13 protein-coding genes and 1 pseudogene are annotated in these 23,221 nt (G+C 35.3%); 3 read left to right on the forward strand and 11 right to left on the reverse strand.

All coding sequences use genetic code 11. The features are described from left to right. The first annotated feature begins 219 nt into the window (after positions 1–219). Complete coding sequence (locus ABR854_RS14945; protein ID WP_350266216.1) at positions 220–2,580, forward strand: TonB-dependent receptor; 2,361 nt, start codon at positions 220–222, stop codon at positions 2,578–2,580. A gap of 44 nt (positions 2,581–2,624) precedes the next feature. Next, a complete protein-coding gene (locus tag ABR854_RS14950) occupies positions 2,625–3,527 on the forward strand; it encodes a DUF4249 domain-containing protein (protein WP_350266217.1) in 903 nt (300 codons plus the stop codon). Between the two features lie 47 nt (positions 3,528–3,574). Here the strand turns inward: ABR854_RS14950 and ABR854_RS14955 are convergent. From ABR854_RS14955 to ABR854_RS14995, 9 genes and pseudogenes are all read right to left on the reverse strand, one after another. Further along, positions 3,575–4,552, reverse strand: a pseudogene (locus tag ABR854_RS14955) (radical SAM protein). A 94-nt stretch (positions 4,553–4,646) separates the two neighbouring features. After that, on the reverse strand, positions 4,647–5,489 hold the full coding sequence (accD, locus tag ABR854_RS14960; protein WP_350266218.1) for an acetyl-CoA carboxylase, carboxyltransferase subunit beta: 843 nt from the start codon (positions 5,487–5,489) through the stop codon (positions 4,647–4,649). A 137-nt stretch (positions 5,490–5,626) separates the two neighbouring features. After that, positions 5,627–6,913 (reverse strand): hypothetical protein, encoded by a 1,287-nt coding sequence (locus ABR854_RS14965; protein WP_350266219.1) that lies wholly within the window; start codon positions 6,911–6,913, stop codon positions 5,627–5,629. Positions 6,914–7,060: 147 nt separating this feature from the next. Next, on the reverse strand, positions 7,061–8,863 hold the full coding sequence (locus ABR854_RS14970) for a tetratricopeptide repeat protein (RefSeq protein WP_350266220.1): 1,803 nt from the start codon (positions 8,861–8,863) through the stop codon (positions 7,061–7,063). A 476-nt stretch (positions 8,864–9,339) separates the two neighbouring features. Then, complete coding sequence (locus tag ABR854_RS14975) at positions 9,340–10,950, reverse strand: Ig-like domain-containing domain (RefSeq protein WP_350266221.1); 1,611 nt, start codon at positions 10,948–10,950, stop codon at positions 9,340–9,342. A 78-nt stretch (positions 10,951–11,028) separates the two neighbouring features. Beyond that, entirely contained in the window at positions 11,029–12,891 is a 1,863-nt protein-coding gene (gene mnmG, locus ABR854_RS14980; RefSeq protein WP_350266222.1) for a tRNA uridine-5-carboxymethylaminomethyl(34) synthesis enzyme MnmG, read from the reverse strand. Positions 12,892–13,171: 280 nt separating this feature from the next. Beyond that, positions 13,172–16,498 carry a DUF4175 family protein gene (locus tag ABR854_RS14985; RefSeq protein ID WP_350266223.1) on the reverse strand — a complete coding sequence of 1,109 codons (3,327 nt, stop codon included), beginning with the start codon at positions 16,496–16,498 and terminating at the stop codon, positions 13,172–13,174. A gap of 24 nt (positions 16,499–16,522) precedes the next feature. Then, positions 16,523–17,284 (reverse strand): exodeoxyribonuclease III, encoded by a 762-nt coding sequence (locus tag ABR854_RS14990; protein WP_350266224.1) that lies wholly within the window; start codon positions 17,282–17,284, stop codon positions 16,523–16,525. Between the two features lie 33 nt (positions 17,285–17,317). After that, entirely contained in the window at positions 17,318–17,677 is a 360-nt protein-coding gene (locus tag ABR854_RS14995; protein WP_350266225.1) for a hypothetical protein, read from the reverse strand. A gap of 36 nt (positions 17,678–17,713) precedes the next feature. Here ABR854_RS14995 and ABR854_RS15000 point away from each other — a divergent pair, with 36 nt between their 5' ends. Continuing rightward, complete coding sequence (locus ABR854_RS15000; protein WP_350266226.1) at positions 17,714–18,400, forward strand: ComF family protein; 687 nt, start codon at positions 17,714–17,716, stop codon at positions 18,398–18,400. A 53-nt stretch (positions 18,401–18,453) separates the two neighbouring features. Here ABR854_RS15000 and ABR854_RS15005 read toward each other — a convergent pair whose 3' ends face one another. Then, positions 18,454–19,746, reverse strand: coding sequence for an SUMF1/EgtB/PvdO family nonheme iron enzyme (locus tag ABR854_RS15005; protein ID WP_350266227.1), 1,293 nt, complete (start codon positions 19,744–19,746; stop codon positions 18,454–18,456). 104 nt (positions 19,747–19,850) lie between these two features. Then, entirely contained in the window at positions 19,851–23,189 is a 3,339-nt protein-coding gene (gene mfd / locus ABR854_RS15010; RefSeq protein ID WP_350266228.1) for a transcription-repair coupling factor, read from the reverse strand. Positions 23,190–23,221 lie beyond the last annotated feature (32 nt).

A 23,221-nucleotide genomic window follows, 5' to 3' on the forward strand; every position in this document is an offset into this window, starting at 1 on the left:
CAACGTTATTACTTTTGGTTGGTAATCTTGGTTTTGTATTAAGTTTAATAATCCCTATTATTTTTTATTCATTAACCGTTTAAAATAAAAATCTACCATTCTTCACTATTTTTCAAGTAAAAAACGTCCAAAATTGTCACAGTTTTAAATATTTACAATTATGAATTTCTTTTAAATGAGAAATGGTTTTCATTTTTATTACTACAAAAAATCCAATTCATGAAAAAACTATTATTGTTGTTAGTTAGTCTGTTTTTCACGTGGAATGCCTCAGCACAAGACAAATTTACAGTCAGTGGGTACATAAAAGATGCCGCCAATGGCGAAGGTTTGATTGGTGTTTCGGTCTATGTACAGGAAGTCAAGACAGGAACTCAGACAAATCCGTATGGCTTCTATTCGCTTACACTTCCCAAAGGAACGTATAACTTGGTATTGACGTATGTTGGCTTTGAAAAAATTACTAAAAGAGTTGAGCTTTTGAGTCAAGATGTAAAGTTAGATGTTGAGTTAAAAGATGATTCGAAGCTTTTGCAGGAAGTGGTTATTACTACAAAAAAGGCCGATGATAATGTAAAAAGCCTTGAAATGTCAGTTAATAAAGTTGACATTAAGACTATGCAAAAAATGCCTGCTTTGCTCGGAGAAGTTGATATTATCAAAAGTATCCAGTTTCTACCTGGAGTAACTTCAGTTGGTGAAGGAGCTTCGGGTTTCAATGTTCGTGGTGGTGGCATTGACCAAAATTTAGTTTTGCTCGATGAAGCTCCAGTTTACAATTCCTCTCACCTTTTTGGTTTTTTCTCGGTTTTTAATCCTGATGCTGTAAAAGATGTAAAATTGATTAAAGGTGGTATCCCTTCACAGTACGGCGGACGTGTTTCTTCTATTTTGGATGTAAGAATGAAGGAAGGAAACTCAAAAAAGCCGCAATTCTCTGGGGGAATCGGTAGTATCTTTTCAAGATTTACTTATGAGCGTCCTTTTTTGAAAGATAAGGGTTCTTTTATTGTAGCATTGCGTCGGTCTTACATCGATATTTTGGCAAAGCCTTTTTTAAATTCTGATTTGAAAGGCACGAGTTTTTATTTCTACGATTTTACGGCTAAAGCTAATTATCGTGTCAATGAAAAGAACACGGTTTTTCTTTCAGGATATTTTGGGCGTGATACTTTTGGTGCTGATTTTGGTTTTAACTGGGGAAATGCAACCACAAGTTTTCGCTGGAATCACGTTTTTAACAATAAGTTATTCCTTAATAATACGGTCTTTTACAGTAACTATGACTACGCTTTGCAGTCTGATTTGAAAGAAACTAATAATCAAGATGCCTTTCGTTGGAAATCGAATATTATTACCTACAGCATAAAGCCCGATTTTACTTATTATCCAAATACAAAAAATACCATAACTTTTGGTGGTCAATTGACTTATTATACATTCAACCCAGGTCAGGCAGTCGCTATTTCTGGTGGGGTCGAACGTACGATTGGTTTAGACGATAAATTTGCTGCTGAAAATGCTTTATACATTGGTAATGAGCAAAAGTTGACCTCAAAAATTTCGCTTCAATATGGGCTTAGATATTCGCTTTATAATTATTTAGGAAAAGGAAAAGCGTATGAATTGAGTGCCGTTACTAATGACGGTGAGAGAAGAAGCATTACTAAAACAACTGAATTCGGTTGGGGAAACAGTATTCAACAATATGGCAATTTTGAGCCAAGATTCGCAGCAAACATTAGCCTTGGACAAGATAATTCAATCAAAGTTAGTTATAATCGTTTGGCCCAGTATATTCACCTTCTTTCAAATACAACAGCGTCTTCCCCTCTTGATGTTTGGACTCCGAGTAGTAATAATATTAAACCACAACTGGCCGACCAGTTTGCTTTGGGATATTTTCACAATTTCAGCGATAATCTATTTGAGACTTCGGTTGAGGTATATTACAAAGACCTTTACAATCAAATTGATTATGTCAGAAATGCCGATTTATTGTTGAATCCAGCAGTAGAAGCAGATTTGTTATTTGGTAAAGGTCGTGCTTATGGAGCTGAGTTTTATGTAAAAAAAGCGAAGGGTAAATTTAATGGTTGGGTGAGTTATACACTCGCCCGTACGGAAAGAAAAATTGAAGGTTTGAATCAAAACAATTGGTTTCCGAGTAGAATTGATAAGACACATAATTTATCAGTTGTTGCGATTTATGATTTGAATAAACGTTGGACTTTCTCAAGCAATTTTACATTCAGTACTGGTACGCCTGCGAGTTTCCCTACTAATAAATTTATTTGGCAAGGTTATGCCCTTCCTCACAATTATTACGATACTCGTAATGCTTATCGAATTCCAGCATCACACCGTCTTGACTTTGCGGCTACCCGACAAACCAAATACGGTTTCTTTAAGCGTGGTACTGGCGAATGGGTCTTCTCAGTTTATAATGTTTATAATCGTCGGAATCCTTTTTCGGTCTTTGTTCGCCAGAATGAGACAGACCCAACAAAAACTGAGGCGGTTCGTTATGCGGTTTTTGGTTCGATTATTCCAGCTGTTACTTATAATTTTAAATTCTGAAAGCCCAACTCTCCCCGATAGGAAGGGCTTAAAAATATAAAAATATGAAAAATATTCGCAATTTATTTTCTATATACTTTTTTTCCGTATTTTTATTTTCATGTACGGATGTTATTGATATCAATGTTGAAGAAGGAGTTTCTCAACTTTCGGTTGATGCCCTTGTCAATAATAAGCCAGAAACACAAACTATCAAGCTAACCTTGACTCAAGGGTACTTTGATAATTCTGCTATCAAGCCTGCTCTTGGAGCTACGGTATTTGTATTTGACCAAGATAGTGTTGCTTATGAATTTAAAGATTTGAAAAAGGATGGTGTTTATACTTACGATGCTAAAAACAAACCTTTGAATAAAATCGGAAAGCAATATGCTCTTTATGTGAAATATGGAGATGATGAGTTTATTTCGGTTTCTAAGCTCAATCGTGTACCGAAGATTGATTCTATTAACTACGAAGTAGAGAAACTCCCTATTAAACCAGAAAATGGCCCACAGGAAGGATTTCTACCACAATTCTATGCTAAAGATTTTGAGGGTGAAGGAGATTGTTATTGGGTAAAAGCGGCCAAGAATAATAAGTATTTTTCTAAGGCAACTGAAATTCAGGTTGCTTATGATGCTGGGTTTAGTCCAGGTTCAAAAACTGATGGTCTTTTGTTTATTCTGCCTATTCGCACATCAGTTGCCCGAGAATTATACTCTGATAAAGACACCTTAAAAGTTGACCTTTATTCTATTACTCAAGAGCAGTTTTACTATTTGCAGTTTGTTCAGCAAGTTTCGCAAGATGGTAGTTTATTTTCTACGCCTTTGGCAAATATTCCAACCAATATCATTAACAGAAATTCTAATTCTTCCAAAAAGGCTGTTGGTTTCTTTGGAATTTCGGCAGTAAGTTCGATTGAAGCTATTATTGATAAGAATAAGGCAAAGCCTAAGAAGTAACTCAACTTTTTGTTCCCTGAGCGAAGTCGAAGGGCAAAAAGTCATAACTAAATCAAATTCTTCCAAGTGCCTTTTATGTAATTGTATTTAAAGGTGCTTGGAAGTGCTTTCCAAAAGTATTTATTGATTTCTACTGAAAAAGATGACTGCATATAGCAGTTAATTACACACCCTTCACATTCTTTCAGTTTACCTTCTAAAGCCACAATTTCTTGCACTTCGTTTGATTTGTACAAATCAAAAAGGTTTCCTTTTATCTCAAAATCTTTTGTTCCGAGATGGTAATAGGGCAGAACTAATTTGTTTTCTGGCGAAATTACTATTGTACTTGAAGCAGATCGACAGACTGGGTTTTCTACACGATTTCCGCCATTTTTTCGGAGGTCAATAAACGCTTCATTCAAATACACATTTTTCTGTTTTCCTCACCACCAAAGTTTTTGTAAACTCGCCTCCGAAAGGTTTTCCCCAGTTTCTACAGCGTTATAGTTGAAAACTGGATTGAGAATTAAGACTAAATCATTGGGTTGAGTGATTTCATTCTACACCCGCTCAATCTTATCCACATTTTGTTCAAATACTGTGAATAGAATATCTGGTCTTTCTTTATTTTTTTTCGCTATTTGTATAGAATCGAGTATTTTATCGAAATACTTTACACCTCTTGATTGATTATGTTCTTCCTCGTCGGGTGAATCTAACGAGAAGTGACGTATGTCAATTTTACCTTTTAGGCGGTCGGCATACTTGGGGTAGAGTAAACAATTGGTAGTGACGGTGGTTATGAATCCTGCTTTTTTAGCTTCATCCAAAAGTATGTCTAATTCACGGTGTAAGAGTGGTTCGCCTCCTGTAAAATCAATAACTTTAACTCCGAGTTTTTTTAGGTCTTTGAGATTTTCTCTGAAATTTTCGAGAGTAATGTAAGGTGAAGGTTTTTCCCAAATATCACAAAAACTACACGTAGCATTGCAGCGATAAGTTACATAATAGTTACACAAAACTGGGTGTTTGATTAGCCTCATTTTTTGAGAATTTAGATAAAAGACAAGAGACAAAAGATGATTTTTCTTAAGGTAAAAATATCTTTTGTCTCTTGTCTAAAATCTTATGTATTCTTTATTGTAACATTTTCAATAAACTGGCGAGTTTATCTTTTAGGTCTTTTCTATCTACGATGAAATCAAGAAAACCGTGGTCTAAAACAAATTCGGCAGTTTGGAAACCTTTTGGTAATTCTTTGCCGATTGTTTCTTTGATTACACGTGGCCCTGCAAAACCAATAAGTGCTTCTGGCTCTGAAATATTAAAATCTCCGAGCATGGCGTAAGAAGCCGTTACACCTCCCGTTGTTGGGTCTGTTAATAATGAGATATACGGAAGACCTGCTTCTGAAAGTTGAGCTAAACGAGCTGAGGTTTTTGCCATTTGCATTAACGAAAAGCCCGCTTCCATCATTCTTGCACCACCCGATTTTGAAATCATCAAAAATGGCATTTTATGCTTCAGAGCGTAGTCGATTCCACGTGCAATTTTTTCTCCAACTACCGACCCCATCGAACCACCAATGAAACTAAAATCCATACATGTAATAACAATGTCGAGTTCATCCATTTTTCCGTAGGCAGTTCGAGCGGCATCTTTTAAGCCTGATTTCTTTTCGGTTGCTCGAACTCTATCAACGTAAGATTTTGTATCGGTAAATTTTAGTGGGTCTCCTGAGCGAAGGTTTTCGTCGAGTTCGGTGTATTCACCTTCATCAAACAAAATTTGAAAATATGCTTCAGAGCCAATTTTCTCGTGGTAGTTGCAATTGATACACGTAAAGGCATTAAGTTTATGCTCACGGGTATGCATCGCTTTCTTGCAATTTGGACATTGATACCAAAGCCCATCGGGGGCTTCACGTTTCATCTCCGTTGGAGTTTGTATTCCTTTATCAGTTCTCTTAAACCAAGACATATTAGGTTATCATATTTTGAGGGGACAAAGGTAAATAAACTTGTCCGTTGATTTATTCAGTTTTATTCAAAATTTTATTTTGCCATTATTATAAATAAGGAAGGCTTCGTTTAAAACGAAGCCTTCCTTGAATCAATTTATCTAATTTTCTTATCTGGTATATACCCTTTTTTTTCTATATCATTTACAAAAAAAGTATCTTCTCTCCTACCATCTGGGTAGATTCGCATGGCTTTTCCATGTTTGATGTTGTTTTCCACACGAGCTACCAATCTGATGTTATTATTGAAGATAAAATAACCCTTATCATCATTCATAAAACCATTTTTGTACTTACCCACATATTTATCCCCATTTTTGTAGAAAAAGGTACCATTACCTTCATACTTACCATTTTTGAAGTTACCAACATACTTTTTCTCACCATCAGAGTAGAATTCTACGCCTCTTCCATCCCGTTTTCCGTTTCTCCACTCACCTTCGTACTTTTCTTCTGTTTTCGGATTTATCATTTTTCCAAAACCATTGCTACAATCTCCTTCAAAACATCCACCTTTTTTCACAACTTCACCACTGTTTTCCACATTTGTTGGTGCAGCTACAATAATATCTGGTCTTTTGGGTGGCACCTCAGAATTGTCCACCGAGTTATCCACTTTATCCACATTGCCTTGATTATCAGCTGGTTGTGGGTAAGTTCGAGGTTGTTGTTGCTGTGGAATCGGCTGCGGATTTGTTCGTGGTGGAATTTGTGGCTGTGGAGCTTGCTGCGTTGGCTGAGACTTTGGCTGTGTAACTACACTTCCATCGCTTTTCTTGATATTAGGGTAAAGCTCTTGGGCATTCTCATAACCCTTTTTTATGGCTGCTAAGCGTTTGGGTCTTGCTGGGTGAGTTCCGCCATCATAATCTGAAGTTAGCTTGTTTATGGCTGCTTGTGCATCTTTTAGTGAAGCCCCCATTTGGTACATTACAAAGCCCGAGAATTCATCCGCTTCGAGTTCTTTAGCTGGGTCGCTGCCTCCTTCTACAATTGTGTGTCCTTGCAAGTGATGTCCGATTTCGTGGGCTAAGATACTCAATGCACCCCAATCCGATTTTGACAAGTCGTTGGCTTTTTTCATGAATGAACCATCATAGACTATCAATCGAGTCTGACCTTGTATTGCTGCAAAACAGTTATCGGTATTTGGGCATTCCATTACGTAGAAGTTTCTTTTTAAGCCGCTTCTTCTTACAATTTCGTCAACTGCTTTTTCGGCTATTTCTTTTGAGCGAAAACTAAATTGACTACAAAATGCTCTTTCGTTTATTTTTTGTCCGTAGTAGTTATATCCAAAAGATTTGACTCTTTCTTCTTGTGCATTAGCTAATAGCACAAATGTGGATAACACTGTGGATAATGTGCATAACTTGAATTTCATTGGGTGAAAGTTTGTAAGTGATTATTTTAGATAAACGAGGAAAAATAGTTTCAATGGCTATCTGAGGGGTTTATTAACACTCTTTTAACAAAAATGCCCCAAAGCAGAAAGTTTTGAGGCGTTTCAATAATATAAATGTAAAAAGGCTTAATTTATTGTATCGCCTCTTAAATTTCTGAATCTTTTACGGGCTTCCGCTCCGAAGATTGAACCTGGGAATTTTTGGAGAATTTCTCTGTATAATTCCATCGCTTTATCCTTTTGCTGAAAGTTTTCTTCGTAAATCTTTGCTTGTAAAAATAAGGCATCATCGGCCAAAATATCGAAGTTATAATTTTTACGAAGTAGCTCTAAATCTTCTAATGCTTTTTCTGGCTTGTTGATTTTGAGATTCGTATTTGCTCGTAACCACAAAATGTCATCGGCCAACGAATGTGATTTATACTTTTCAAAAATTTGGTCGAGTGCTGCCATTGCTTCTGAATTTCTGTTTTGGAAAAGTAGCAAATCGACTTTGGCATATTCTTTCATGGCCACCTCAGAAGTGTCAAGCCCGATGTTATCTTGAATCAATAAACTTAACTGCATGGCATCATTTGCGATTTCTCTTGTTGTCGCTTTTTTCAGAATATCCAACACTTCTTTCGATAAATCAAACTCGCCATTGTAATAATGCAACTTGGCATTTTTGAGTTTTGCTTCTTGTCCGAGTTGGTCTTCCTTCTGAGATTTTTCAACTTGTGAATAAAGCAATGTTGCTTCCCACGGTTCGTTTTTCAACACATAAATATCACCTAAATCTAATTTACATTTATCTCTGAAAGCATTGTCAGAACCTGCTATCATGATGGCCGTTTCAAGAACTGTAATCGCAGTATCTCTTTCGTTCAAATAAAATGCGTAAAGTTGAGCTGTATTTCTTAGAGCTTCCATTGTTTTTACATTTCGGCCTAAATCAGAAAATAATCCTTGATAATCTTTTATCAACGAACGAATATCGGCAATGCTTACAGGATAAGTTGTTTTGACGACTTCTTCTTTGCAAAATAAAGCATTGCGTCGAGCGTAAGCATAATATTGGCCTTGTGGATATTCTTTCATTACATACTCGTACATCTGAATTGCACTTTTGTAATCTTTGTTTACCAAGGCTGTTTGGGCTAATTCAAAAACTCGTTGTCCGTCTTGTCTTAAACGACGGTCTAATGCTCTTGTCTGTATAAAAGCCTTCGTAAACTCTTTCTGTTGGATTAAATGCCAAATTAGGATGTCAGTGTAGTACTGTTCGGTCGGAAACTTCTGTACCTTGCTATAAAGGGCTTTTTCGAGCATATCTACTTCGGCTTCCGTTTTCAGATTATCTTGAAACGTAGCTTTTACATAATCTTGATTTCCTTCCAGCAAACCATATTTTAACATTTCTTCAATCATCGGTTCTTTTTGACCGTTGTACAGAAAAGCTCTCGCCATCAAGATTGCGTACTTGTTTTCGTCTCTTGCAATTTCACGTCCTTTTTTCAGTAACTGAATGACGAGTTCGGTTTTTGAATTTCGATATAGCAAATCTTGAAGCTCGTAGATTGTCCCTTCTGTTCGGGCAGCAAGGTCAATCAAGGCATCCATCTCTTTTTGAGCTTCCTCAATCTTTCCTGTCATTTCGAGCAAGCTCGTATAATCTGAACGATAGACGATTCCAGTCAAGTCATTGCTTTTTATCTGACGCTTCAAATATTTTTCGGCTTCATCAAAATTTTTCAGTTTGAACAAACACTGAATATAATTTTGATGAATCAAGCGAATGTTATTTTTATCCTTCGCAATTTTTTGAAAAATGTCTTTTGCCTTTTCGTACTCCCCTTGTTTGAAGTATTCATTTGCCAATTCGATGTCTTGACCCTTGGCCAACCAATGAATTGAAAAGAATAGAATTATCAATAAATACCGTTTCATAGTTTCCTAAAAAAAAAAAATATATATATTTTAAAATTACTGTTTTAAACTATTAGGGCTGTGGATATGTGAATAAACTTTAGTTGTTGACAACGCTTTAAATGTGAATGTACATAACTAATTGCTTTTTCCACAGCATTATTATCTTAATTAACACTTATTTTATTGATTATCAATTCTAATACCATTTATTGACATTGGCTCTAAATATTTTTTGTTTATTACTTAATCTCATTTCCACAGTATGTGTCCACGTTAATCAACATCATGTGAATTGAGGATAACCCTATACTTTTACCTGATTTCCACTTCTTTTTTATTCTTTCCACTTTTCGGTGGAGTTTCCCACATGGCTTTCAACGTATCAATTCACATTATTGGTATTCAATCCACATGCTTGTCCACAAAATTTCTTGGATATTTTTTATTTTAAATTGACCTTTTCAACACTTGTTTATTTTGTGGAGAAATATCATTTATTTTATGACTAATCCACGTACCTCAAAGTTGGCTTTTAGCCTTATTGGTTCGGCATAAAATGTTACTTCTTCTGGTAAAAGATTCATTTCTACATTGCCGTAATCCCAATATCCGTTTTCATTTTTGTCTTTTATTGTTCGTAATAGATATATCCCAGGTTTTATATTTTGGAATAAAAACTTGTCTCTTGTTATTTGTTCAGCTACTACTTCATATTTATCATTAATAATCTGAATGATTTTGCTGTTTTTCTTCTCTTCAAAGTTTCCTTCAATCAATCCATAGTTTTCTGATTTTAAGATTGGGTACTTTAAATCTTGTTTATCACTTGAGTCTCCTTTGATGTTTATGAACACTCCCCTACTCATTTCAATCTTTACTTCTCGCTCTGAATTTATCTCTTTTGTGATTATTAACTTTGTTTTGGATTTATTCCACGTGAAGTTGCTGGTTTCGAGTTTCTCTTCTCTGATGGTATCTGACAGAATTTTAAATTGATTCTGATTAAAGCTAAGAATGGGTGTATCGAAACTTATTTCATATTTGAGATTTTTATCTATTACCTCTCCAACTTTAGGTTTTATGTTGAGTATCAAATATTCCCTCTTTTCTTTTTTCTTTTTTTCGGGTTCTCTGAATTTTATCTTCTGTAAATAAGTCAAAGCATTTCCACTTGAATCTGTTACTGTAATATTAACTTTTAAAGTATCAGTTCGTTGGGTTGAATTATAAAATTTTAATTCTTTACCTTCTCCATAATAAGGAATACTATCGTTTTTGTTTTCAAACTTTACTTCAATTGATTTGATATTCTTATCATATAATATAGTGTAATCTTCTGCTCTTGGTAATACTTTTTGGTTTTTGGGTTTTTCATTATTGGCATTTGCAAGAAATAAATCAATTCCACTAAAGTTTTTATCTAAATTAATCGTATCATTTCTGAATCCGATTGCTTCAGTTTTTGTATCATATTTCAGATTACTGTTTTTATCCATAAAAGCATAAATACGATACTTTCCACTTTTAATATTTTCAAACTGATAATTGCCACTTGAATCGGTTTTTATAAAATAATCAGGTTTTGTTTTTTTGAGGTCTATTGAATCATGAAGTTTATACAGTGCGACGTGTGCCTCCAAGACTGGCTGATTTGTCAGTAAGCCCTTTATATTTCCACTAACTTTTAATGAATCAATCTGGTTTCCTGTACTAAAAACTAATTTTAGGTTTTTTGATTCGTTTCTTTCATTCAGGTCTTTTACGCCTTTTCTGAAATTGAGCGTATAAGTGGTACTATCCTTAAATGCTTTATCAAATTTCAGAATTACAGTATTTGATTTTGAACGAATATCATACGTGCCTTCTGCTTCTGGAATAATCAAAAGCTCTTGTCTTAAACTTGTGACATCGACTAATTCATCAAATTCTAAACTTATCGTTTTTTCTTTGAAGTTTTTTTGTTCCGCCTTCGGAATTGAACTTATAAGTTTTGGAGCAATTTCGTCCTTCTTTCCTCCCGTTGGTGGAACAAACTGTGCACAACTTATTAATAACTTTGACCCAGTTATCAGAATCACGCTTTTTAATAAACTACTTTTAATCATTTTACGATTTAATATTTTTTAGTAAAAATAAAACCCTCAACGAATTGTTGAGGGTAATTAAGAAACTTTAATTTTTATTTATCTTCCGAGGTGTATCATTATTACTGCAATATCTGCTGGCGAAACTCCACTTATTCTGGATGCTTGTCCGAGTGTTTGTGGTTTTATTTTTTTAAGTTTCTGTCTTGCCTCGATAGAAATGGATAATAGTTTTTCGTAATCGAAGTTTGGATTAATATTTAGGTCTTCCAAACGAGACATTTTTTCTGCCATCAATAATTCCTTCTCAATGTAGCTTTCATACTTAACATGTATTACTGCCTGTTCGATTACTTCAACATCATACTGACTTAGAAATTCTTTCATATCATTATCTAATGAACGAATATTTTCTATTTCTATTTCTGGACGTTTTAGAATATTGTAGAAGGATGACTTCTCCCTTAGTGCCGATGAACCGATTTGTTCAAGATAATTATTCGCATTATCAGGTGTAATCTTTCTTGTTTTAATTTCTTCTACGATTTTAGCTGCCTCATCTTTTTTGAAATTCACTCTTTTCAAACGAGTCTCAGATGCTAAACCTAAATCATAGCCTTTTTGAGTCAGGCGAATATCTGCATTGTCTTGACGTAGTAGAGTTCTGAATTCTGCTCTTGATGTAAACATTCTGTATGGCTCATCTGTACCTTTATTTACTAAGTCGTCAATTAGTACTCCAATATATGCTTCATTTCTTTTGAGAATAAAGTCACCTTTTTCATGGACTTTGTTGTGAGCATTTATTCCTGCCATCAATCCTTGACAAGCTGCTTCTTCATATCCTGTAGTTCCATTTATTTGTCCTGCAAAATATAACTTCTCAATTAATTGAGTTTCAAGCGTAAGTTTCAATTGTGTCGGTGGAAAGAAATCATATTCGATTGCATAGCCTGGTCTGAACATTTTTACATTTTCAAAACCTTTTATTTTCGTTAATGCTTCATATTGAATTTCTTCTGGCAATGAAGTCGAAAAACCATTGATGTACATTTCCACTGTATTCCATCCTTCTGGTTCGACAAATATTTGATGATGGTCTTTATCAGCAAAACGATTTATTTTATCTTCTACTGAAGGACAATATCTTGGGCCAAGTCCTTTAATTCGTCCGCTAAACATTGGCGATTTATCAAATCCTTTTCTCAAAACTTCGTGAACTTTTTCGTTCGTATATGTCACAAAGCAGCTTCTTTGTTTGGTTAATTTGGGAGTATCAGTATAAGAAAATTTCTCAGGGTTTTCATCCCCTTTTTGTTCTTCCATCAAATCCCAGTTTAATGAACGACCATCAATACGAGGTGGGGTTCCTGTTTTCATTCGTCCAGACTCAAATCCTAATTCAATTAATTGCTCCGTAATTCCGTGTGCTGCTTTCTCACCTGTTCTTCCACCGCCGAAGTTTTTCTCTCCGATGTGTATTTTTCCATTTAGAAAGGTTCCATTAGTCAGTACAACCGATTTACCTTTTATTTCGATACCCATTCCTGTGCGTACCCCTACTACCCTATTTTTTTTAATTACCAAGCCTTCAATCATTTCTTGCCAAAAGTCAAGGTTCGGGATGTTTTCCATCGTATCTCTCCATTCTTGTGCAAACATCATTCTATCGCTCTGACATCTTGGACTCCACATCGCTGGTCCTTTTGAACGATTAAGCATTCTGAACTGAATCATTGTCTTATCACTAATGATTCCTGATTGACCACCTAAAGCGTCTATTTCACGAACTATTTGTCCTTTAGCTACACCGCCCATCGCAGGGTTACACGACATCTGTGCAATGGTGTGCATATTCATTGTTACTAATAAAACAGACGAACCCATATTGGCAGCGGCGGATGCTGCTTCACATCCTGCATGGCCTGCACCAACAACTATTACATCGTATTCTTTGAACATTACTTTTTTATTTATGTTTCCACGTGAAACGTTTGAGCTTTTTTAAATTACTCTGTTTCACGTGAAACGTGAATTTTTGACTTTGTGTTTTGGAGGAATTTCTTCCAATGATTTAAATAAAAATAAATCAAAATAATATTGACTATAAAAGGGATTCTAAAGACTTCTTTATTGGTGCTAAAAAATAAAACCTTTATAAGACTAACATATAGAAGATTTTATAAGTCAACAAAAAAGGGACGCATTTAGTGCGTCCCTGCAAATTTACTAAGAAAAACGTTTACTTGATTTTTCTAAAATAATTATCCGTTTGTTTCTTATAGAATGGTGTATAATTAGGCGGAACTGTACGAATTAATTCCACTTGCTTTTGTTTCTCTTGTAAGTACTTATCCATTGATGGTGGAGACTGACGATTAAACTGTTGGGCAGCCTTTGATTGACGTGTAGGGTCTTCTTCTTGTTGTTGAACCGCTTTCTCGGCTTCGAGCAATCTTGTTTGAATATCACGAGAGCGTTTAATCAAATCAGGGTTTATGCGTTTATTTACTAAATCTGTCTCGTTCTCATCCATTTTCTTTTCAAGTTCTTTTAATTCACTACCAAGTTTCTTACCTGCATCTGTGCCTTTCAATTCCTCTTGCATTTGTTGTATGCGTTTTCTGAGTTCGGCTTGTTCTTGTGCAAGCTTTGCGGCTTCTTCAGATAACCCACGACCTGACTTGCCAGATTTAGATAATTGCTCCATAGATTTATTGAGTTGGTCTTGCTTCTCTCCCATTGAAGATGGCGATGGAGCTTTACCTTTTTTACCTTTGCTACCACTTCCCGGCATTGCGTTAGCCATCATTTGCTGCATTTGACTGAAGGTATCGCTAAGCATTAAAGCAAGGTTATTAATCGAAGTCATAGAGAATTGTTGTTTGGCAGATGCTACATTCAATTTACGTTCTTTAATAAACTTTACGCTTTCATCCATAGAGTTTCGCATAGATGTTACTTCTTTTGTCACGAAAGACTGAATTTGAAGAACTCTCTTAGCCAAAGAATACAAACTGTCCTCAATCATTTTGGCGTCGTCTTGAATCTTTAATTGGTCTTGCGAAAGTTTCACGAAGCGAGGGTCTGCAACATTCATATTACGGAAGTCTTTCATAATCTTCTCTTGGTCGAATGAAAGTTTCACAAGGTTTTCAAGAATCGCTCTTAAAGCATCCATATCTTCATCCATTTCTTTCATCTCTTGAGACTGCATCGACTCTTTCATTTTCTGAGCCATCTTCTTCATTTTAGAAGCAGCTTTCTTTTGGCTCTTAGATGCGGCTCCACTTTGCTTTTGGTCGAGTTGTTCTTCTGAATTTTCTTGTTCTTCAGATACCTCTTCCTGTTCTTCTTTCTGCTCATCGAATTCTTTCTTGAGTTCTTTGCTCAATTTTTCGATGTCTTTCATTTGTTCTTTTTTATCTTCAAACTCTTTCGAGAGCTTTTCTTGCTCTTTTTTCAGTTCTTCATTCTTAGCATCTTTTTGTTGTTGATTTTGCTCTTTCTCATTTTTCTGAGATTCGTCACCCAATTTGTCTTGTTTCTCGGCGAGTTTCTCCAGTTCATTGGCAGTTTTCTCAACCTTTTGTTGCATTTGGAGTTGTTTGAAAAGTTTAAGCGTACGGTCAATGTCTTTATCCATATTACGCTCTTGGTTTTTTAGCTTTTCGAGTTGCTCAACGGTTTTCTCATCTAAACCTTTTTCCATCATTTTTTTCAACTCTTCATACATTTTGTTGGTTTCATCATTCATGATTTCTTCCATCAACTTTTTGAGTTGGTCCATTTTCTTCTGGAGTTCAGGAGATTGTTGCTGAAAACGATTGGTTTTCTCTTGCATCTTTTCAAACTGTTCTTGCATTGCTTTCATTTCAGACATTAACTCGTCACGCTTTTTCAGCAATTCTTCCAATTGTTTTTTCTCTTGAAAATCTAAGTCTTTCTTACTCTTTAGCTTGTTCTCTAAATTGTTAAGGTCATTCTTTAGTTTCTTAGATTTCTCATTGAGCTTCTCAAGCATATTTTCGGTCTTCTCAGTCGCTTTTTCTACTTCAGCGTCATAATTCTTAGCCGAAGGAAGTGCAAACGTCAGAACGGGCGTTTTTGTGCTTTTAGAACCATTTACGCCGTCATTGTCCCAAACCTGTAAGAAGTACTCGACTTTTTCGCCTGGGTTAAGTTTTAAATCATTTAAAGGGAACTGATAATAGAAACTTTGAGAGATTTGAGTTTTGTTGAAAGCCACATCAACCGAAGTAAATGCAGGTGCTTGGCTTTGAGCAACATCACGCACAGGACGAAAGAAAAGTTTGAATTGAGCCAAACCATAATCATCGTTAATATTTCCGCCTAAAACTATGTAATTGAAGAGTGTTGTATCACGAATTTGTTCGAGTTGAATCTGTGGATATTTATCAGGAATAACATTTATGTAGAAATCAATGTTTTCACGATTAGCACTAAACTCGTTTTTAAGCTGAATTTTATACGAAGATGAATTTTTCAAGCGACGAACATAAGAGAAGTTATCACCGAAACCATCTTTTGATAAATGCTTAGGTTCGTTTTCAAATAGTAAATACAAAGAATCGGTATTAGCCGCTCTAAAGTTCCACTCAACAGTCGTTCCTTCTGGCACAACAAGGTTTCCAACATTATCAAAACTCTCGTTTGATTTATTTAGATAAGAAGGATAATTTAAAGTAACATCAAAGGAAAGTAGATTTGGACGACTAATCAGCTCAAGTTCAAATTCATTTGATTTAAAACCAGATGCTAAAAAATGAAAGTCAACTGGGTTTTGAACTTTTGAGAAAGTAAAAGTATAATTCTTGTTATCAACAGAATTCATTTTAAACTTACGGTCGTTGGCAACTAAATAAACAGCCTCAGGAACTGCATTACCAATAAGTGTAAGGTTCAGGTTGAAATCTTCGTTTTTAACTGCTTTTAATTCATCATTTGTAATTTTAAACTTAAATGGTGCTTCTTCGGCAAAATCTTTCTGAAAATAAACAATACGCTCAGTACTGCTTTTGAAAAATTTAGGCGAGACGGCTGCAATCAAAAGAATAAGTAACAAAGGAGGAATAGCATATTTTAGGTATTTCTTATTTTCATCAATCTTGATAGCATCAGCAAACTTAACAAATCGCAATTCATTAGCTTTTTGGGCAATACTTGCTTGTAATAAAGAATTGTCTTTATCAGAGATTTGAGCTAATTGAAGCGTATTGAGTAGCCTATCCCCTATTTCTGGGAAAAATTTGCCAATTTCATTCGCAGCTTTTTCGTAAGTAAGTGGTTCGTTGAAATGAAAAAGATAAAGTAATGGCTTGACGACCCACGCAAATAGTGAGTAAATAACCATTCCGAGAAAACTAAAAAACAAGATTGCTCGAATGGTTGAGTTAAAACGACCGAAATATTCGACTGTATTAACTAATAAGAAGGCAGAGAAAATCAAAGCCAAAGTAAATAAAGACCCTTTAATAAGTAGGTTTTTATAATACTTCCTTTTGTAATCGTCTATTTTTTCAAAAATAGTTTTTACAGATGTTGACATGATGGTATAAGGTTTAATAAATTTTTAAAGCAAGTTTAATTCAATCGGACAATGGTCAGACATCAAGTGGTCAGGATGAATGGCTGCACTTGCTAAACGATTTTTTAAGCTCTCGGTAGCAAAGTGATAGTCAATACGCCAACCTAAGTTTTTCTGCTTCGCTCCTGCCCTATATGACCACCACGTATAATGATGTGGCTCTTGATTGAAATGTCTAAAAGTATCAACGTAACCATTATCAAGAAATTTGCCAACCCATGCACGTTCTTCGGGTAAAAAGCCCGACGAATTTGCGTTACCCTTGGGGTTATGGATGTCAATCTCCCGATGACAGATATTTACATCACCGCTGATAATTAAATTAGGTAACTCTTTTTGAAGCTCTTGAATGTAAATGTAGAAATCATCTAAGAAAGTCATCTTCAAACCTTGACGCTCATCGCCAGATGAACCCGAAGGAAAATACATACTTAGAATAGAAAAAGTATCGAAATCAGCTCTGAGAATTCTACCTTCATCATCAAAAAGAGAGTTGCCAATTCCATACTTAACATTGTTAGGTTTGATTTTAGTTAAAATAGCAACGCCGCTATAACCACGTTTTTGAGCAGGGTACCAGTAACAATAATAACCAAGTTCTTCAAAAAGCGGACTTACTAATTCAGTTTCAGAAAGTTTAATCTCTTGTAAACATAAAATATCTGGGTTGCTGGTTTTTAGCCAAGTAATAAGACCTTTATTTATTGCCGAACGCACGCCGTTTACGTTATATGAAATAATTTTCATTTTAAAATATATAATAGTTTTATAAGGTTTAGATTAAATATGTAAGCCAACTTCTTTTCTAAAGTATTCTAAAACAAAGTGTTTGAGTAGTTTTTCTTGCGAAAGCATATCAAAATGTGGTAAAGGAGTTATTAATTTCCAATGGGGCCAGCCTTCCTCATCTCGTCCTTCAAGTTCATAATAGCCACCAAAACTTAAAACCTTGCAAATTGCGATGTGCATAAGGTCTTGTTTTTGTTCTTTTGTAAAAACTTTTTTACCTTGTCCAAGTTCTTGAACGCCGATAAGAAATAAAACTCCATTGAGGTCAGTTGGTTTTTTACCGAGGTTATTTTTGAGGAAACTTTGTAATGTTTGCCAATTTTCTTTTAAAATATTGTCTTCTTGAGTCATCTTATGTTATTTGATATACAAACTTAAACAATCACTATGAAATGGTTTAAGCATTTTTTAGATATAATCTATCCTCGTACTTGCGAAGCTTGTGGAGAGGCTCTTTTAGGCGGAGAAAATCTGATTTGTACAAATTGTATGATTGATTTGCCACGCACCAATTCACACATTCAAAGACTTGATAAAGTTTCAAATCGTTTTTGGGGTAAAATTCCAGTGACTGATACTATTACATTTATGAAGTTTTCAAAGAAAGGAAAAGTTCAGAAGTTGCTCCACGAATTGAAATATAGAAATAAACCAGAAGTTGGAAAGTATTTGGGTAAAATCTACGGAGTTGATTTGAAAGCGGTAGATTTTGACAAAAAGATTGATTTGATAATAGGTGTTCCATTGCACCCAACAAAATTAGTTCAAAGAGGTTATAATCAAGCAGATTGCATTGCAGAGGGGCTTTCAGAGGCTTTGAATGTACCATATGATACAAATGCAGTAAAAAGGCTTACACATACCCCAACACAGACAAAAAAGAGCCGCATAGAGCGTTTTCAAAATGTTGATAATATATTCGAAGTAGTTGATAATGAAAAAGTTAGAAACAAAAGAATTGCAATTGTGGATGACGTGTTGACAACTGGCTCGACTATTGAATCATTGGGGATAACACTTTTAAATGCTGAAGTAAAAGAGGTTTGTGTGATAACAATTGCGGCAGCCTTTTAAAATAAAAAATCCCCTCTTTTGGGAGGGGATTTGACTGATAATCAGTGTTTTATTTACAGTTTACGCTTGCCTTTTGGCCCGATTGCAATCATTGCACAACGGAAACCGATAGTAGCAGTAGATGAATCTTGGTCTAAAGCACGACGTGTACCTGGTGATAACCAATAAGCAACGTCATTCCAAGAACCACCTTTATAAACTCTTAAATTGTTATCTACTAAAGAGTTAAATCCTTTTTTATCATAAAGTTTTTCTTCATCTAAGAAGTCATTACGACGGATAGGATTCAAATCATTCACATCTTGGAAAGAGTTCGGACGATAAAGGTCATATACCCACTCATTTACATTTCCTGCCATTTGATATAAACCAAAGTCATTCGCAGGGAACTCATAAACTTCAACAGTAATTGTTCCTTTATCATTTTGATGACCAGCAATACCAGCATAGTCACCACGACCACGTTTGAAGTTTGCTAACATGGTTCCTTTTGCTTTACCTTTGCTTTTACGCATAGAAGAGCCATCCCAAGGATAAATACGTTGGTTAGACTGATTTTCATCCATGTATTGCGTACCAATCAAAGCCTTTGCGGCATATTCCCATTCTGCCTCAGTTGGGAGACGATAAGCAGGTAAAACGTTACCCGATTCAATCGCTAAACGACCACCAACTTTAACTGATGGTGCCTCTGGAGCTGGAGCTCCTTTTTTAGATTTCTTACCAAAACCACTACCACTCTTTGATTTCTTAGCTTTATCACCAAAACGAGCCGCCATTTCACCATTTACAGCTTCAGTTCTCCATTTACAGTAATCTGAGGCTTGAACCCATGAAACACCAACTACTGGGTACATACGAAAACCTGGGTAGCGAAGATACTGTTCAGTAAATTGGTCATTGAAAGATAACTTACTTAACCAAACTGTTGTATCTGGTAGAGCTGTTTCATAGAACTCCTGAGAAGAATCTTTTTGAACAGCGTGAAGATATTCTAACCAGTGAAGGTTCGTAATTTCAGTTTCATCCATATAAAATGACGAAACTGTTACGGTTCTTTCCAGGTTATCACGAGAAAAAGTTACATCCTCTTCAACCGTACCCATCGTAAAGCGTCCACCTTCAATAAAAACTAAGTTTGGACCTGCGGGTTGGCCTTTGAAGTCTTTAACTTGTAAACCCTCAGGCTCTTTTCCTTTCTTACTTTTCTTGTTGTAGGCAATACCAGTAGCCGTACTTTTTCGACCTGGATTGATACTTGAAGCTTTCTTTTTGCTCGAACAACCACTTAGAATTAGCACAAAAGCTAATGCAACCGCAGTCGAACTAAAAAGTAGTTTTTTCATTTTCGGAATGATTTTTGTTAATTAAATTCGTTTTGCAAAAATAGGTAATTCAATATATATTTCAGTAGAAATCTGAAATTCAATTACTTAATAAACTGTATAAATTAGATAATACCGCTTAATAATTTATCTAAATCATCAATGGAATGTACTTTTTCGACAGTAAGAAGTAGTTTAGACTTGATTTCTTTAAGTGAACAATGTTTAGGATTACTCTTAATATAATCAAGAATTTTGCCAAACTTATCGGTCTGAAAATATTCGGTACGCTCTTGTGAAACGAAGTATCCTTTTAGGATATTGTTTTTCAAGGTTAATTTTTCAAAACCAATCTGCTCGGCTTTCCATCGAATTCGGGCAATTTTGAATAGATTTTCTACTTCTTCAGGCATTGGGCCAAATCTATCAACCATTGATTTTTGGAATTCTTGTAGTTCTTCTTCTCTTTCAATATTATCAAGTTGATTATAAAGCGAAAGTCTTTCGGAAATATTGCTAACGTAACTTTCAGGAATAATAATTTGTAAATCGGTTTCAATTTGGCAATCAGGAAGCCTTAAATCAATAACAGAAGACAAATCTTTTGTAAAGAGGTCTTTAAATTCGTTCTCTTTCAATTCCTGAACAGCCTCATCCAAAATTTTATGATAAGTTTCATACCCCAAATCATTAATGAAACCACTTTGTTCGGCACCTAAAAGATTTCCTGCTCCACGAATATCCAAATCTCTCATCGAAACTTTGAAGCCATCTCCTAAATCTGAAAACTCTTCGAGTGTCTGCAAACGCTTTCGAGCATCTTTTGAAAGCAACGATACGGGTGGAGTAAGCAAATAACAAAAGGCTTTTCGGTTGGAACGCCCTACTCTACCACGCATTTGGTGAAGGTCAGACATCCCAATGTTTTGTGCTTGATTTATTATAATGGTATTAGCATTAGATATATCCAGACCCGATTCGATGATATTGGTCGAAACCAGAATATCATATTCACCCTCAATAAATTTCATCATTACTTTTTCTAACTTGTCACCGTCCATTTGTCCATGGGCTATTCCAATTTTTGCATCAGGCACGAGTCGAAGAATTATGTTGGCAATTGATTCAATATCATTCACTCTATTATGAACGAAAAAAACTTGTCCGCCACGTTTCAGTTCGTAACTAATGGCATCTCTAATAAGCTCTTCTTTGAAAACATGCACCTCGGTCGTAACAGGTTGGCGGTTAGGTGGAGGCGTCGAAATAATAGACAAGTCTCTTGCTCCCAACAATGAAAAATGTAGTGTCCTCGGAATTGGCGTGGCAGTCAAAGTCAACACATCTACGTTGTGCTTAATTTCTTTCAAACGGTCTTTGGCTTTTACACCAAACTTTTGTTCTTCATCAATAATCAATAAACCGAGGTCTTTGAATTCAATATCTTTATTAAGAATACGGTGCGTGCCAACAAGAATATCAGTCTTTCCTTCCTTTATATTTTTTAGTGTTTGAGTTATTTCTTTTGCCGTTCGGAAACGACTAATCTCTTCAATATTAACAGGTAGTTTTGACAGACGCTCGGCAAATGTTTTATGATGCTGCATAGCCAAAATTGTAGTCGGAACCAAGACAGCTACTTGCTTACTATCAGCCACCGCTTTGAATGCTGCACGAATGGCAATTTCGGTTTTTCCGAAGCCAACATCTCCACATACTAACCTATCCATTGGGTATGGTTTTTCCATATCATCTTTCACATCACTTGTGGCTTTGGCTTGGTCAGGTGTGTCTTCATAAAGAAACGAAGACTCTAACTCGGCTTGCATAAAATTATCTTTTGAAAACTGAAAACCAGGTGCAAGGCGACGCTTGGCGTATAAGGCAATCAACTCTTTGGCAATATCTTTTACCTGTCGTTTGACTTTCGATTTCTTGTTTTCCCACTCTCCCGAACCCAACTTACTCATAGTTGGTGGAGCTCCTTCTTTACCTGAATATTTCGCAATTTTATGTAAAGAATGTATATTTACGAGTAAAATATCATTGTCACGATAAATCAACCTTACGGCTTCTTGTTCTTTATCGCCAACCATAATTTTTTCTAAACCCACAAATCGGCCAATTCCATAATCAATGTGCGTAACGAAATCGCCAGTTTGGAGTGACTTTAATTCTTTCAGAGTCAATGCCTTTGACTTACTGAATTTATCACGGACTTTGAATCGATGATAGCGGTCAAAAATTTGGTGATCGGTGTAGCACGCAACTTTTGTAAGTTCATCAATAAAACCCGCACGAAGTGAAATTTCTAAGGCATTGAATTTGGTGAGCGGGTCTATCTCTTCAAAAATAGATTCAAGCCTATTTAGTTGTTTGAGCGAGTCAGAAGTAATTAGTGTCGAAATACCATTGAGTTGGTTTTCTTTTACGTTATCAATGAGCCTCTTAAAGTCTTTATTGAATGACGGTTGGCTTTTTGAGGGGAAAATCATTTTCTCTGAGTCTTTAAAATAAGACTTTGTTCCGAATTCTATGACATCAAATTTTTTGAGTTCATTGAGGTAGGTTCTCCGAGTTTCAAAAAGTTCTTCAGGCTTTAATATTATTTTTATACCTCCGCTTTGTTCGAGTATTTTATGGAATTGTTGCTCAACATTATTGAAACAATCCTCCATACACCCTAAAGAATATTCTGCGTCTTTTATCCATATAGTACTTTTATTCCGAATAAAATTAAAGAAAGATTCACGAGTTTCTTGAATTAGTTTGTTTTGAACGTCAGGAATGACATTAATTTGGTTGACAGATTGCATAGATAGCTGTGACTCAGGATTGAAAAGTCGGAGGCTATCAATTTCATCTCCGAAGAGTTCGATACGACAAGGAAACTCAGATGCATATGAAAAAATATCAACAATACCACCACGAATCGAAAACTGTCCAGGCTCGTAAACGAAATCTGTTTTTTCAAAATCATAAGATACCAGTAACTCCGAAATAAAACTTACATCAAGTTTTTCGCCTATTTTAATTTGAAGTGTGTTGGCGATTAATGATTTCTTATTGATTACTTTTTCGGAAAGAGCTTCGGGGTAAGTTACAATCAAAAGATTGGTCTTTTCATTGTTAAGTTGATTCAGGACCTCCGAACGCTGTAACACATTGGCATTATCTATTTCTTCATATGAATAAGGCTTTTTATAAGACATCGGAAAAAGATAAACGTTCTCTTCTCCAAGCAAATTTTGTAGGTCGTTGTAGAAGTAGGCAGCATCTTCTTTATCATTAAGAATAAAGATATTGTGTTGGGGATTTACTTTATAATTGACTGAAGCAATGATTGCATCTAAACTTCCAGATAGACCTTTGATGTAAACATTCTTTTTTGATTTTATTTCTTCAAGAAGAGTTTTGATAAAACTATCTTCTTCATAAATCTTTAATAGTTCGTGAGCTTTCACTTTAATTATGCTTTTATAAATACGAAAGGGAC

Source organism: Emticicia sp. W12TSBA100-4 (assembly GCF_040253585.1).
Classification (GTDB): domain Bacteria; phylum Bacteroidota; class Bacteroidia; order Cytophagales; family Spirosomataceae; genus Emticicia.

What these genes read in the sequence shown, in the direction of transcription:
- ABR854_RS14950 (WP_350266217.1), top strand. Translation starts at nt 2,625, where the DNA reads ATGAAAAATATTCGCAATTTATTTTCTATATACTTTTTTTCCGTATTT.
- accD (WP_350266218.1), bottom strand. Translation starts at nt 5,489, where the DNA reads ATGTCTTGGTTTAAGAGAACTGATAAAGGAATACAAACTCCAACGGAG.
- ABR854_RS14945 (WP_350266216.1), top strand. Translation starts at nt 220, where the DNA reads ATGAAAAAACTATTATTGTTGTTAGTTAGTCTGTTTTTCACGTGGAAT.
- ABR854_RS14985 (WP_350266223.1), bottom strand. Translation starts at nt 16,498, where the DNA reads ATGTCAACATCTGTAAAAACTATTTTTGAAAAAATAGACGATTACAAA.
- ABR854_RS14965 (WP_350266219.1), bottom strand. Translation starts at nt 6,913, where the DNA reads ATGAAATTCAAGTTATGCACATTATCCACAGTGTTATCCACATTTGTG.
- ABR854_RS14970 (WP_350266220.1), bottom strand. Translation starts at nt 8,863, where the DNA reads ATGAAACGGTATTTATTGATAATTCTATTCTTTTCAATTCATTGGTTG.
- ABR854_RS14990 (WP_350266224.1), bottom strand. Translation starts at nt 17,284, where the DNA reads ATGAAAATTATTTCATATAACGTAAACGGCGTGCGTTCGGCAATAAAT.
- ABR854_RS15005 (WP_350266227.1), bottom strand. Translation starts at nt 19,746, where the DNA reads ATGAAAAAACTACTTTTTAGTTCGACTGCGGTTGCATTAGCTTTTGTG.
- ABR854_RS15000 (WP_350266226.1), top strand. Translation starts at nt 17,714, where the DNA reads ATGAAATGGTTTAAGCATTTTTTAGATATAATCTATCCTCGTACTTGC.
- ABR854_RS14975 (WP_350266221.1), bottom strand. Translation starts at nt 10,950, where the DNA reads ATGATTAAAAGTAGTTTATTAAAAAGCGTGATTCTGATAACTGGGTCA.
- ABR854_RS14995 (WP_350266225.1), bottom strand. Translation starts at nt 17,677, where the DNA reads ATGACTCAAGAAGACAATATTTTAAAAGAAAATTGGCAAACATTACAA.
- mnmG (WP_350266222.1), bottom strand. Translation starts at nt 12,891, where the DNA reads ATGTTCAAAGAATACGATGTAATAGTTGTTGGTGCAGGCCATGCAGGA.